Origin of the sequence: uncultured Nonlabens sp. (assembly GCF_947495285.1) — a bacterium.
Taxonomy (GTDB): Bacteria; Bacteroidota; Bacteroidia; order Flavobacteriales; family Flavobacteriaceae; genus Nonlabens.
In genome coordinates this window covers 1-685 of the sequence record NZ_CANLXZ010000081.1, presented here as the reverse complement: position 1 = coordinate 685, position 685 = coordinate 1, and the positions used below count along the sequence as shown (strand labels likewise).

The following is a 685-nucleotide window of genomic DNA, read 5'->3' as shown; positions in this document are numbered from 1 at the left end:
AACTATAAAATCAATCACAGGAAATCATCATTATCTAAAAGCTTTTTATGCGGCATTTAAGAACTAAATTGGTATTACTGGTGTTAGACCAGCGTAACTACATAATTCACTTCCGCTTGTAAAACGATCAAAACCATCGGTCAAAACAACTAGCATTAATGATGTTTTGGAACCAATTCCTGGAATACTTTTTAAGCTTGTTAAAACATCCTGATGCACTTCTTTTACTAAAGCTAACAATTTATCTTCTATTATTTTTAGCTCTTTCTGAACCTGTTTTAAACTACGCTTTAAGGAGCTAACTACTACTTTACATAGGTTGCCTAAAACGGCCATTGCATGTAATTTATTTTTATACATGGTGCTTTGTTTAGTCAGCATGGACAGTAATCTTGTCATTTAAAGGCATTGTATTTGATCTTTAGATTTACCTTGCCAAAGCTTTAAATCTACCTGTTTTGCATAAACACAAATCAGCTATGAACCATTTTTGTCTGTCTTTCTTTAATTCCGCTTTCGCGAAAGCGAACTCGTAAAAGTCAAGGATATAATTATTATACAGACAAAGGAAACTCCACCGATACTTTCTTACCTGATTCTAATAGATAATAATACCATTTTTATTTTGAAAAGTCGTTATTTATAGTTATATTTATGGATGGCAAAACCGAAAGAATTTTTGATA

General features: G+C 31.5%; 1 protein-coding gene. It reads right to left on the bottom strand.

Features of this window, described 5'->3' with window-relative positions; translation table 11 throughout:
- Positions 1-63 precede the first annotated feature (63 nt).
- Positions 64-360 (bottom strand): transposase, encoded by a 297-nt coding sequence (locus Q0838_RS14225; RefSeq protein WP_298956557.1) that lies wholly within the window; start codon positions 358-360, stop codon positions 64-66.
- Positions 361-685 lie beyond the last annotated feature (325 nt).